Source organism: Parabacteroides faecis, from assembly GCF_014647375.1.
GTDB lineage: Bacteria > Bacteroidota > Bacteroidia > Bacteroidales > Tannerellaceae > Parabacteroides > Parabacteroides faecis.
In genome coordinates this window covers 84,263-96,745 of the sequence record NZ_BMPB01000015.1, presented here as the reverse complement: position 1 = coordinate 96,745, position 12,483 = coordinate 84,263, and the positions used below count along the sequence as shown (strand labels likewise).

General features: G+C 44.6%; 11 protein-coding genes. 9 read left to right on the top strand and 2 right to left on the bottom strand.

All coding sequences use genetic code 11. The features are described 5' to 3' along the window. Positions 1–14: 14 nt before the first annotated feature. From argR to IEY67_RS20525, 5 genes are all read left to right on the top strand, one after another. Positions 15–458: an arginine repressor gene (gene argR, locus IEY67_RS20545; RefSeq protein ID WP_183672226.1), complete on the top strand. Its 444-nt coding sequence runs from the start codon at positions 15–17 to the stop codon at positions 456–458. Between the two features lie 65 nt (positions 459–523). After that, positions 524–1,117, top strand: a complete 594-nt coding sequence (locus IEY67_RS20540; protein ID WP_122352273.1) for a GNAT family N-acetyltransferase — start codon at positions 524–526, stop codon at positions 1,115–1,117. Between the two features lie 70 nt (positions 1,118–1,187). Continuing rightward, a complete protein-coding gene (locus IEY67_RS20535) occupies positions 1,188–2,387 on the top strand; it encodes an argininosuccinate synthase (RefSeq protein WP_007653701.1) in 1,200 nt (399 codons plus the stop codon). Further along, on the top strand, positions 2,384–3,352 hold the full coding sequence (gene argC / locus IEY67_RS20530; RefSeq protein WP_183672225.1) for an N-acetyl-gamma-glutamyl-phosphate reductase: 969 nt from the start codon (positions 2,384–2,386) through the stop codon (positions 3,350–3,352). The genes IEY67_RS20535 and argC overlap by 4 nt, the downstream gene beginning before the upstream one ends. 10 nt (positions 3,353–3,362) lie before the next feature. Further along, complete coding sequence (locus IEY67_RS20525; RefSeq protein ID WP_122375505.1) at positions 3,363–4,490, top strand: aspartate aminotransferase family protein; 1,128 nt, start codon at positions 3,363–3,365, stop codon at positions 4,488–4,490. Positions 4,491–4,646: 156 nt separating this feature from the next. On the opposite strand, the gene IEY67_RS20520 is transcribed toward IEY67_RS20525, so the two are convergent. Next, positions 4,647–5,150 carry an FKBP-type peptidyl-prolyl cis-trans isomerase gene (locus tag IEY67_RS20520; protein WP_221267833.1) on the bottom strand — a complete coding sequence of 168 codons (504 nt, stop codon included), beginning with the start codon at positions 5,148–5,150 and terminating at the stop codon, positions 4,647–4,649. A 126-nt stretch (positions 5,151–5,276) separates the two neighbouring features. Here IEY67_RS20520 and IEY67_RS20515 point away from each other — a divergent pair, with 126 nt between their 5' ends. The 3 genes from IEY67_RS20515 (at position 5,277) to IEY67_RS20505 (ending at position 10,064) form a co-directional block, all read left to right on the top strand. Then, a complete protein-coding gene (locus IEY67_RS20515) occupies positions 5,277–7,511 on the top strand; it encodes a S9 family peptidase (RefSeq protein WP_183672224.1) in 2,235 nt (744 codons plus the stop codon). Positions 7,512–7,547: 36 nt separating this feature from the next. Continuing rightward, entirely contained in the window at positions 7,548–9,404 is a 1,857-nt protein-coding gene (locus IEY67_RS20510) for a mechanosensitive ion channel family protein (RefSeq protein ID WP_183672223.1), read from the top strand. Positions 9,405–9,506: 102 nt separating this feature from the next. Then, positions 9,507–10,064, top strand: coding sequence for a copper resistance protein NlpE N-terminal domain-containing protein (locus IEY67_RS20505; protein ID WP_122352266.1), 558 nt, complete (start codon positions 9,507–9,509; stop codon positions 10,062–10,064). Between the two features lie 84 nt (positions 10,065–10,148). Here the strand turns inward: IEY67_RS20505 and IEY67_RS20500 are convergent, their stop codons facing one another. After that, the gene (locus IEY67_RS20500; protein ID WP_122375501.1) at positions 10,149–11,342 is read right to left on the bottom strand and encodes a C1 family peptidase; all 1,194 of its coding nucleotides are present in this window, start codon (positions 11,340–11,342) and stop codon (positions 10,149–10,151) included. A gap of 114 nt (positions 11,343–11,456) precedes the next feature. On the opposite strand from IEY67_RS20500, the gene proC reads away from it, so the two are divergent. After that, positions 11,457–12,260, top strand: coding sequence for a pyrroline-5-carboxylate reductase (gene proC, locus IEY67_RS20495; RefSeq protein WP_183672222.1), 804 nt, complete (start codon positions 11,457–11,459; stop codon positions 12,258–12,260). Positions 12,261–12,483: the final 223 nt, after the last annotated feature.

Here is a 12,483-nt window from a genome sequence, read left to right as displayed (position 1 = left end):
ATAAATATACAAACATGAGTACAAAAAAGGAACGATTGGACGCTATCTGCCGCATCATACAAACAAAGGCGATATGTAACCAGGAAGAGCTGCTGAAAGAATTGGAAACCAGCGGATTTCAGGTCACACAGGCTACCTTGTCACGCGACATAAAGCAACTGAAAGTAGCCAAAGTACATGATGCGAACGGCGATTATGTATATTGTCTGCCTGATTATTCAGCTTTGATACAGCCGAACAAGGTACAGACACAACATCATCCGAACATCGAATTTTCCGGAAATCTCGCAGTTGTCAAGACTCGTCCGGGATATGCGATGGGGATCGCTTCCGATATCGATACCCATGCTCCGCACGAGATACTGGGAACGATTGCCGGAGACGACACCATCCTGATCATCCCCCGCGAAGGGATCAGCAGGGACCGGATAGTGAAAGCATTATCACATTTTATATAAGGGCGATTAAGGGAGACAACAGTTCTTCCGTTTATAAACAAAAGAAGATTAAGAACAATCGTAAAATGAAACAAGAAACAGAAATCGATGTAATGATTGCTGACGCCTCTCACGAAATATATGTAGACAAGATATTGACTACCATTGAAGAGGCTGCCAAAGTGCGCGGAACTGGTATCGCTAAGCGTACGCATGAATATGTGGCCCAGAAAATGAAAGAAGGGAAAGCAGTCATCGCACTGGCCGGAGATCAGTTTGCCGGTTTCAGCTATATCGAATCGTGGGGGAACAAACAGTATGTAACGACCTCCGGGTTAATTGTTCACCCGGATTTCCGAGGTTTGGGTATTGCCAAACGGATCAAGGATATGACGTTTCAACTGGCTCGCATGCGTTGGCCGAAAGCGAAGGTATTCAGTCTTACTTCGGGTGCAGCGGTGATGAAGATGAACACCGAACTGGGTTATGTACCTGTAACCTTTTCCGATCTGACCGACGACGAATCGTTCTGGCGCGGTTGCATCGGTTGCGTAAACCATGATATTCTGGAACGTACGAACCGGAAATATTGTATCTGTACGGCGATGTTGTTCGACCCGGCCGATCCGCACCGTGCCAAACGAGAAGCAGACGAAAGAGAAAAAAATAATAATAAATAAATCATACGGGGCTTTCCGGTAAGGGCGTTTCGCGAAACGCCCATACGGAACCCACAAAAACAAACAGACAATGAAAAAGAAAGTAGTAGTTGCATTCAGCGGAGGTTTGGATACCTCTTTCACAGTGATGTACCTTGCCAAAGAAAAAGGCTACGAAGTATATGCAGCTTGTGCCAACACGGGTGGATTCAGCGAAGAACAGTTGAAGCAGAACGAAGAAAATGCCTATAAACTAGGAGCTACCAAATATGTAACGATCGACGTTACAAAAGAATATTACGAAAAGAGCTTGAAATATATGGTATTCGGCAATGTATTGCGTAACGGTACCTACCCTATCTCCGTTAGCTCCGAACGTATCTTCCAGGCATTGGCTATCGCCCGTTATGCCAACGAGATCGGTGCGGATGCGATCGCTCACGGTTCAACCGGTGCAGGTAACGACCAGATCCGTTTCGACATGACTTTCCTGGTACTGGCTCCGAACGTGGAGATCATCACATTGACCCGCGACATGGCGCTGACCCGCGATTATGAGATCAACTACCTGAAAGAACACGGCTTTGTTGCCGATTTCACGAAGTTGAAATATTCTTACAATGTTGGCCTGTGGGGTACTTCCATCTGTGGAGGTGAAATTTTGGATTCAGCTCAGGGATTGCCTGAAAGTGCTTACCTGAAACAGGTAGAAAAAACCGGCAGCGAAGAACTACGCATCGAATTCAAGAAAGGTGAGATCCATGCAGTGAACGGTGAAGTATTCGAAGACAAGATCGCCGCTATCCAGAAAGTGGAAGAGATCGGTGCTGCTTACGGTATCGGCCGTGACATGCACGTCGGCGACACGATCATCGGTATCAAAGGACGTGTAGGTTTTGAAGCTGCTGCTCCTATGCTGATCATCGGTGCACACCGTTTCCTGGAAAAATATACATTGAGCAAATGGCAGCAGTACTGGAAAGACCAGGTTGCCAACTGGTACGGCATGTTCCTGCACGAAAGCCAGTATCTGGAACCGGTTATGCGTGACATTGAAGCCATGTTGCAGGAATCACAGCGTAATGTAAACGGTACGGCTATACTCGAACTCCGCCCGCTTTCTTTCTCAACCGTCGGTGTTGAATCGGAAGACGACCTGGTGAAGACTAAATTCGGTGAATACGGTGAAATGCAGAAAGGCTGGACGGCAGAAGATGCCAAAGGCTTTATCAAAGTAACTTCTACACCGTTACGTGTTTATTATAACAACCATAAGGACGAAGAAATATGATAAAGATCGGAATTATAGGTGGTGCGGGATATACGGCAGGCGAATTGATCCGCCTGCTGCTTAATCACCCGGACGCCGAGATTACATTTGTGAATAGTACCAGTAACGCCGGAAATTTGATCACTGACGTTCATAGCGGCCTGTTCGGCGAAACCGAAATACGTTTTACCGACGAGTTGCCGTTGAACAGCATTGACCTTCTGTTCTTCTGCACCGCCCACGGCGACACGAAGAAGTTCATGGAAAGCCATACTGTACCCGAGAACGTGAAGATCATCGACCTCAGCATGGATTACCGTATCGAAAGCGACGAGCATGATTTCGTTTACGGTCTGCCGGAATTGAACCGACGACGTATCTGCAATTCCCGACACATTGCGAACCCCGGTTGTTTTGCCACCTGTATCCAGTTAGCCGTTTTGCCACTGGCTAAACACTTGATGCTGAACTCCGAATTACACGTCAACGCGATCACCGGTTCTACGGGAGCCGGCGTGAAACCTTCGTCGACTTCTCATTTCAGCTGGCGAAACGATAACATTTCGATTTATAAACCGTTCACACACCAGCACTTGGCTGAGATTGGCCAAAGTCTGCGCCAGTTGCAGAATAGTTTCGAAAGTAATATCAACTTTATTCCGGTAAGGGGCAATTTCTCACGCGGTATTTTTGCAACGACTTATATCGACTGTAAAGTAGGATTGGATGAGATCCGCCGTATTTATGAAGAATACTACGACGATCATTCGTTCACATTCATTACAGATAAGAATCCGGATCTGAAACAGGTAGTCAACACAAACAAATGTCTCCTGTATCTCCAGAAATATGATAACAAATTGCTGATCGTATCTATGATCGACAACTTGTTGAAAGGCGCCAGCGGACAAGCTGTGCATAATATGAATTTGCTGTTCGGTTTGGAAGAGACTGTAGGATTACATCTCAAACCGTCAGCGTTTTAAATAAGAAATCATGAAACTATTCGACGTATACCCTTTATTTAATATAGAAATAGTAAAAGGCAAAGGATGCCATGTATGGGACGGTGAAGGTACAGAATACCTCGACCTGTATGGTGGCCATGCCGTTATATCCGTCGGTCATAGCCACCCTACTTATGTAGCTGCTATCACCGACCAGGTGAACAAGTTGGGATTTTATTCCAACTCTGTCATCAACAGTTTGCAACAGAAACTGGCTGACAAGCTGGGAAAAGCTTCCGGTTATGACGATTATTCCTTATTCCTGATCAACTCAGGTGCCGAAGCAAACGAAAATGCGTTGAAACTGGCTTCCTTCCACAATGGGAAGAAACGGGTAATCGCTTTCAAGCACGCTTTCCACGGACGTACTTCTGCTGCGGTTCGCGTCACTGATAATCCGAAGATCATCGCTCCGGTCAACGAAGACCTGGCTGTTACTTACCTGCCGTTGAACGATGCGGCAGCTGTTGAAGCTGAATTGCAGAAAGGGGATGTTTCTTCCGTTATTATAGAAGGCATCCAGGGAGTCGGCGGTATCCAGCTTCCGACAGACGACTTTATGAAAGAATTGCGTGCCTTATGTACCAAATATGAAGCCTGCCTGATCCTGGATGAAATTCAGTCCGGTTACGGTAGAAGCGGAAAGTTCTTTGCCCATCAATATGCTGATATCAAACCGGATTTGATCACGGTTGCCAAAGGGATCGGTAATGGTTTCCCGATGAGCGGTTTGCTGATCAGCCCGATGTTCAAGCCTGTTTACGGCATGTTGGGAACGACTTTCGGAGGTAACCATCTGGCTTGTGCTGCTGCTATCGCCGTATTGGACATCATGGAAAACGAGAAGTTGGTTGACAATGCAGCCAAAGTCGGTGAATTTCTGATCGAAGAGTTACACAAACTGCCGGGAATCAAGGAAGTTCGTGGTCGCGGTCTGATGATCGGTATCGAGTTTGAAGAATCGATCAAAGAAGTACGTAGCAAACTTCTTTTTGAAGAAAAAGTATTCACCGGAGTTGCCGGAACTAATACGATCCGCCTGCTTCCGCCGCTTTGCCTGACAATGGATGAAGCGAAAGAATTCCTTGCCCGATTCAAAAAAGTACTCAATGCTTAATTAGTTCTTTATTATAAAAGAAGGGCGCCAACGGATATTCCGAAGGCGCCCTTCTTGTTTATTTTATCTCCTGTACAGTCAAGGTTGGAACGAAAGATTTGTTACTGCATTGGCAAACATACCTTTCTCGGTACCAACAACCGAACTGACTAACAATCAGTTTTTCTCTACTCTATAGTTGAATATTAAAGTTGAACCGGCAGGAACCGGACCATTATCTCTGTACTTATAACCCAACGTAGCAGGGATAATTGCTTCTATAGAATCACCTATCGAAGTGTCTAAAATAACTCCCCGCAAACCTTCTATTAAGCCATTGGCTGGATACTTTATCAACCCCTTCTTTTGGAAATTCGTGCCATCAATCAGAAATCCTTCTAAATCATACGTTAGTATTTGATCACCTGTTGGATACTCCGGCTTCTCTGCCCTCCTGTCAATCACCCGGTATAAAGTCGTATCTCCATACTTTACCAGCTGCTGATAAACGAGTTCTCCGTTTTCATCTTTTTCCAACTTCTTCTCACGAATATATTCACGATTCTTTTCAAAATAGGCAAGTTGCTCGGAAGTAAATTCAATACTGTCATCATTATTACAAGCGGTAAACCCACTCAACATCACCATCGCAAAACATGCGACTGCATAAATAGATCTCATTATTCGTCTTTTATTTTACTATTAAACTCTTTTGAAGCCGCAAAGATAATAATAAGAGTTTCTCCTTTGTTATCTCAAAGAACTTTACGTTATTTGTATATTCAGAAACAAACACAATAAATACAAATGAAACTAAATAAACTAATTGTTGCCGCCGCTATTACTATTTTCTGCAGCAATCTGTGTACCGCACAAAAATCATCGGATTTAGAAGAAGTTCTCAGTGGGAGGCTGATCCAGACAAAAGGAATCGGTGCCATGAACTGGATGAAAGACGGGGAACGTTACAGCCGCCTGGAAAGAAATGAAACAGACGGAGGTATGGATGTCGTTGCCTACCGTGCCAAAGATAATGCCCGCGAAGTGATCATCCCCTCTTCCATGTTTATAAACCCATTGACAGGAAAACACATTGGAATGGGGCGCCTCTCCTGGAGCAATGACAATGACAAAGTTATGATATTTAATAACACTAAACGTGTTTGGCGTTATGATACGCGGGGAGATTACTGGGTGCTTAGCCTGCAAGACGGCAGCCTACGCCAGTTGGGAAAAGGATTGCCCGAATCATCGATGATGTTCGCCAAATTCTCTCCCGACGGAACCAGAGTAGCCTACGTTTCCGACAATAATATTTATGTAGAAGATATAAACTCCGGCAAAAGAACCCAGTTGACCCACGACGGAAGCCGGACTATCGTAAACGGTACGTTCGACTGGGTATATGAAGAAGAATTCAGCTGCCGCGACGGTTTCCGCTGGAGCCCGGACGGCAAATATATAGCCTACTGGCAAAGCGATACGGAAGGGACCGGCGTATTCGACATCATCAACAATGTCGATTCTGTCTATCCTACTATCCTCCACTTTCCCTATCCGAAAGCAGGTACAGCCAATTCAGCAGTAAAAGTAGGATATGTCCCGGCAGAAGGGGGAACGACCACCTGGATCGATATTCCCGGAGATCCGCGGAACAATTACATTCCCCGTATGGATTTCATTCCGGAAAGCAACGAATTGTTCATTCAACAATTGAACCGGGAACAGAATACCAATAAAGTATGGATTGCCCAAATAGGCAGTACAACACCTAAAAATATCTTTACCGATCAAGATGCAGCCTGGCTGGATACAAACGATAATATCCAGTGGCTGAAGAACAACCAGTATTTCACCTGGGAAAGCGAACGCAGCGGATGGCGTCACCTGTATCGTGTGAGCCGTGACGGAAAAGAGATCATCCCTGTCACAAAAGGAGATTTCGATTATATCCAGCCGGTCGGAACCGATCTGCAAAAAGGTTTGGTTTATTTTATCGCTTCACCGGAAAACTATACACAACGTTATCTGTACAGTGCAAACCTGTTTGGCAAAGGCGAAGTAAAACGCTTGAGCCCTGAGAACCAGCCGGGGCAGCATCGTTATAACATGTCTCCGACCGGAAAATGGGCAGTACATACCTACAGCAATTCAGTAACCCCTCCGGTGATTGACATGGTTTCATTTCCTAAGAATCAGTCCGTTCGTATAATCGAAGATAATGCAAAAGCGAAAGAACAATATGACGCACTGGGATTGAATCCGAAAGAGTTTGTCAAAGTCAAATCAGGCGATTTACTACTCGATGCCTGCATGATTAAACCTGTTAACTTCGACCCTTCGAAGAAATACCCGGTTATTATCGAAGTCTATGGCGAACCGGCAGGATCGACCGTACAGGACTCATGGGGTGGCGGCGATCTGTGGAACCAATATATGGTCAATCAAGGATACATCTATGTCAGCATCGAAAACCGGGGAGCTAATGCACCACGCGGACGTGAATGGCGCAAATGCATCTATGGGGAAGTCGGTACATTTGCATCCGAAGATCAGGCACGGGGCATACAGGATCTCGGACGGCAATACCCGTTCATCGACCTGTCTCGTATCGGTATCAACGGATGGAGCGGAGGCGGTAGCCAGACACTGAACTGTATGTTCCGCTATCCGGAAGTATTTCACACCGGCATTGCAATCGCTTTTGTTGCCGACCAGCGCTTATATGACACCGTTTATCAGGAACGCTATATGAACACCCCGCAAAATAATCCGGAAGGTTATCGTAAAGGTTCTCCTATCAGTTATACAAAAGGATTGAAAGGAAACTTATTACTGATACACGGAACGGGCGACGACAACGTACATTACCAGAACTGCGAAATGCAGGTGAATGAACTGGTCAAACATGGAAAGATATTCAGTCAGATCAGCTATCCGATGCGTAGCCACGGTATCTATGAGCGTGAAGGCACCACCTTACATCTACGGAAAAGTATGGCAGACTACTGGTTGAAACATTTGCCGGCAGGAGGCAAATAAACATATATAAATTAAAGTATAGAGTAAAAAGGCACTATGAAACGTTTAGTTATATGCTTTGCCGTTATATCGGCCCTATTCTTCATGCCTTCCCGGGCTACGTCCCAGATCAGGGAAAAGGCTGAAGGATTATTGAATGCTGTCATTACAGAGAACAAGACAAACGAGGCTCCGGCCGATTCATCCGCCGTAATGGAAGAAAAGTACCGGCAGGATTCTATCAGAATGCAGGAGCTTGAACTTCAGTTACAGGAAATGAAGCTGAATGAGATCGTACTCCGGACCGAGTTGGACGATGCGCTGAACAAGCATATCACCACCGATTCGCTGAAAAAAGAGGAACAGCGTCACCGCATCGACTCGTTACGAACCCTGACACCCGGTGTCCCTCTTATCATCGACAATGATACGCTCCTCACTTTCTATGCCAAAAGAGGAGGTGTTTCTGCACACGACCGTGCTGAAAATGCCGTCAACTTAATCCTGAAGATCGGAAAAGACCTTAGCCTGAAAACCGACTCTGTATATCTGTTCACCAGTGAATACCAGACGGATATCATGTATGGAGAAAAAGTGATATTGAGTGTTACCGACCAGGATGCCCTTTGGATGAATACGGATAGGGACGAACTGGCAAAACAATATCAATCTGCTGTCCACGATAAGATCCTGTCGCTGAAAAAAGAACACAGCATCCTTCAGATCGCTAAACGGGTAGGCCTTTTCATCTTAGTACTGGTCGTTCAGTATTTCCTGTTTAAGCTGACCAACTATCTGTTCAGAAAACTACGCCGCCGTATTATCTGGCTGAAGCAGAACAAACTCAAATCCATCACCATACGGGATTATGAATTTCTGAACACTCACCGGCAAGGCAGGATACTTATCTTCCTGAATAACATTCTTCGCTACCTGGTTTTACTGATACAGCTTATGTTCAGTGTCCCGATGCTGTTTGCCATATTCCCGCAAACAGAGAATCTGGCAATGAGGTTATTCACTTATATTATCGAACCGATCAAAATGGTTCTTAAATCTGTTGTCGAATACATACCTAACCTTTTCATTATCATTGTCATTTATTACAGTGTAAAATATATTATAAAGGGTATTCAATATATAGCCAATGAGATTGAAAGCGAGAAATTAAAGATCACCGGATTCTATCCGGACTGGGCACAGCCATCTTTCAATATTATACGCTTCCTGTTGTATGCCTTTATGATCGCAATGGTCTACCCGTATCTGCCAGGCTCTGATTCCGGTGTATTCCAGGGTATTTCGGTCTTTGTCGGACTGATCGTCTCCCTGGGTTCAAGTACGGTTATCGGAAATATCATAGCAGGGCTGGTCATTACTTATATGCGTCCGTTCAAACTGGGCGACCGCATCAAGTTAAACGAGACTACAGGAAATGTAATTGAAAAAACGCCGTTCGTAACCCGCATCCGTACCCCAAAGAATGAGGTTGTTACAATTCCCAACTCATTCATCATGTCGTCACATACGGTCAATTACAGTGCATCCGCCCGCCAGTTCGGTCTGATCATCCACTCGACAGTCAGTATCGGTTATGATATTCCCTGGCGTCAGGTCCATCAGTTACTGATCGATGCAGCCCGCTCGACTCCCGGAGTGATGTCGCACCCGAAACCGTTTGTTCTGGAAACGGAATTGCAGGACTACTATCCCTGTTACCAGATAAATGCTTATATAAAAGAGGCCGACAAATTATCTCAGATATATTCCGACCTGCACCAGAACATACAGGATGTATTCAATGAAGCAGGTATAGAGATCATGTCGCCCCATTATTATGCAGAACGCGACGGTAGTGCTATCACTATTCCTCCTGAATATCAGAAAAAACCGGAGAGTCCGGATAAAAAATGAGAAACAGCCTGTCATATAGTTAAAAAAGTCCTCCTGCAAAACAAAATGCAGGGGGACTTTTGTTATAACGGCAAAGTCACTAATAAATAAAAATGCAGAATAATGAAAAAGTATTTTATCGCAGTAGCAGCTCTGGCTTTATTAGCTGCATGTAGCGGGAAGAAAACAACCGAACCCGCTTTAATAGAGGAAGAAAGCGTAACAGTAGCTGAAGCGGTACCCGATGCACCGGCTTTGCCTGAAGTAACAGGAAAAACGACCAAACCTGTGAACATGCGTGATTCGCTGAAAGTAGATCCTAAAAAAGGAAGCGTTATCCAGAAAAAATATAAGGGAACATTCCCGGCTGCAGATGGTCCCGGCATCGTTTATGACCTGACTTTGTTCTATCAGCAAGATAGCGACGACGGCGTTTACGAAATGGATGCCACTTATCTGGAAGCTGAAAACGGACAGGATAAAACATTCTCTTCTACCGGTAAACGTCAGGTAAAACATGGTACACCCAGCGATTCTGAAGCTGTCGTTTACGAATTGATCCCTAGCGACGGAAGTATGACATTCTATTTCCAGGCAGAAGGCGACAGTCTGACACTATTGAATCAGGAATTACAGAAAGCAGCATCCGATCTGAATTACACCCTGATACTGGTTCCATAAATAAGCACATCTTTGTATAAATAGAAAAGAGGCACCCCAACTCCTACCGGGAATGCCTCTTTTCGCTTTTTATAATATAGGTAATTACTTGATTCCTAATTTTGTTTTGATCGTTTTAGGCAGTGCATCTTTGTGAACGACGATCGTCATAGTTTTAAAAGCGACAAACGGTTCCGAAGCATACCAGGTTCCCTTATATTTATTGTCAGTTCCCCAGGAATTCTTTACCATATAGAACTTCTTACCGTTCTGGTCTTTGGCAATACCGTAGATCAACATGCCGTGATCATCGGTAGTCTGATAGTTATCATAATCTTTCTGACGCATTTCCTGAGTGATCGTCAATTCCTTGCAACCCGGTTTTTCGATCATCTTCTTGATCTCTGCATCCTTCTCAGTCTTGCTCAAACCTACCCATTTATCCTGGTCTGAACCGGATGTTTCGATGGAAGTAACATCAGCAGCTACAGCAATACCGTTACGAGTAAAACCTTTTTCACTAACATCGGCAGCCCATGCGATAGAATAACCTGTATTGATTGCATTGTCCATGACCTGCATCAGTTCATCCAACGGCAGGTTATAAGATAAATCCCAACGCCAGTTATCCTGCACTTCAATAGGGAATGCAGTATAGAAAGGATGATGTGTATAAGAAGTCAAAGAGATATAGTCATCGATATTCAAACCCAGTTCTTCACCAAAGCTCTTCGGAGTATATTCCTTTCCGTTGTAAGTAAACTTTTCAGGAACTGCTCCCAAATAAGAATCGATAATCCCGTCAAAACCTTTCTTCCAGACTGGCGACAGCTTTCCGTTCGGATTCTTGATGATTGTATTTACATAAGAGATGGCCAGGCTTTCCAATTCACCGTGCACATGCTGTTCTTCGCCATACTGCAATCCGTTCATGACTGATTCGGGTACTGCGCCATAATGTTTCGTTGCGTAAAGCACATCTCCAAACGAACCGCCCTGTGCGAAGTTCAGACACCCATGTAAACGGACAAATTTATCAGCCTTATCTTTATAAGAATGACTTACTACAAACATCTCAGACAGGTCATATTCACCTTTTCCCGTACGCAACAATTCTGCTTCCAGGAAACCGATTCCAGAGAACGACCAACACGTTCCCGTACGGTTCTGATTCTTGACCGGAGTAATTTTCAATTCTTTGACCGGAGTAAACACATACTCGTCTTTTTCCTGTGCTTCAACACTCGTTGCAGAGAAGGCACAAGCCAACAGCAGGCTAGCAGCAATAAGTTTCTTCATCTTTTGTTTTCGATTATATTAGCAATTATACATTTTGAGGCAAATGTACGGGTTTTATTCCTTTTTTCCATACTTTTGCAACTCATGATTTTACAATTATAAATAAACGGAGACATGAAAATAACTATTATCGGAGCCGGGAATATCGGTGGCGCCATTGCCAGTGGACTGGCAAAAGGCCATATGTTCAAAGCATCGGACATAACCTGTACGGCACAGTCGCAAGCTACATTGGATAAAATCAAAGCGGCCAATCCTGATTTTGTCGTATTGTCCGACAATATCGAAGCCGTAAAAGGAGCCGACATCGTTGTCATTGCAGTAAAACCCTGGAGGGTGGAAGAAATTATCGACCAGATAAAGGGAGTACTCGATTCCGACAAACAGATCATCGTTTCAGTAGCCGCAGGAATCACTTTCGAGACACTGAATACATATCTTACAAAGAAAACCAGTTACGAGGACTGGGTGACGCCGGCGCTGTTCCGTATCATGCCTAATACTGCTATCGAAGTATTGAGCAGCATGACTTTTGTCTCTGCACATAATGCAACGAAAGAACAGTGCGATTTGATTGTCAACATATTCAACGAACTGGGAAATGCCATGCTGGTAGAAGAACGCCTGATGGGTGCCGGAACGGCATTGGCCTCGAGTGGCATTGCCTTTGCCCTTCGTTATATCCGTGCAGCAATCGAAGGTGGTGTCGAACTCGGTTTCTATCCGAAGCAGGCACAGGAGATCGTTGTTCATACGGTAAAAGGGGCTACAGACCTGTTGCTGGAAAATAAAAGCAATCCGGAAATGGAGATAGACAAAGTAACGACTCCGGGAGGAATTACGATCAAAGGGTTGAATGAAATGGAAATGTCCGGTTTCACTTCTTCGGTGATCAAGGGTCTGAAAGCCAGTAAGTAAAAATTTGGTTCAGAATTTATCATGCACGTTTCAGCCTTCAGGAACTTCCGACCCTAGATAATCATAGCTTAATCCTGAAGGATAAAAATATTGGGTAAAAATATATCTGATTCCTAAACTCAGGACGATACAGCCATAGATTTTACCTCAATGACACGCTTTATTCTCCCTTCAGGATAATACCCTGTAAATCAAACCCGTGAAGCGACTGAAGGCTGAAAGG

Coding starts and splice junctions, on each gene's coding strand:
- IEY67_RS20510 (WP_183672223.1), top strand. CDS start 7,548: ATGAAACGTTTAGTTATATGCTTTGCCGTTATATCGGCCCTATTCTTC.
- IEY67_RS20525 (WP_122375505.1), top strand. CDS start 3,363: ATGAAACTATTCGACGTATACCCTTTATTTAATATAGAAATAGTAAAA.
- IEY67_RS20515 (WP_183672224.1), top strand. CDS start 5,277: ATGAAACTAAATAAACTAATTGTTGCCGCCGCTATTACTATTTTCTGC.
- IEY67_RS20505 (WP_122352266.1), top strand. CDS start 9,507: ATGAAAAAGTATTTTATCGCAGTAGCAGCTCTGGCTTTATTAGCTGCA.
- IEY67_RS20500 (WP_122375501.1), bottom strand. CDS start 11,342: ATGAAGAAACTTATTGCTGCTAGCCTGCTGTTGGCTTGTGCCTTCTCT.
- argC (WP_183672225.1), top strand. CDS start 2,384: ATGATAAAGATCGGAATTATAGGTGGTGCGGGATATACGGCAGGCGAA.
- proC (WP_183672222.1), top strand. CDS start 11,457: ATGAAAATAACTATTATCGGAGCCGGGAATATCGGTGGCGCCATTGCC.
- IEY67_RS20520 (WP_221267833.1), bottom strand. CDS start 5,150: ATGAGATCTATTTATGCAGTCGCATGTTTTGCGATGGTGATGTTGAGT.
- IEY67_RS20535 (WP_007653701.1), top strand. CDS start 1,188: ATGAAAAAGAAAGTAGTAGTTGCATTCAGCGGAGGTTTGGATACCTCT.
- IEY67_RS20540 (WP_122352273.1), top strand. CDS start 524: ATGAAACAAGAAACAGAAATCGATGTAATGATTGCTGACGCCTCTCAC.
- argR (WP_183672226.1), top strand. CDS start 15: ATGAGTACAAAAAAGGAACGATTGGACGCTATCTGCCGCATCATACAA.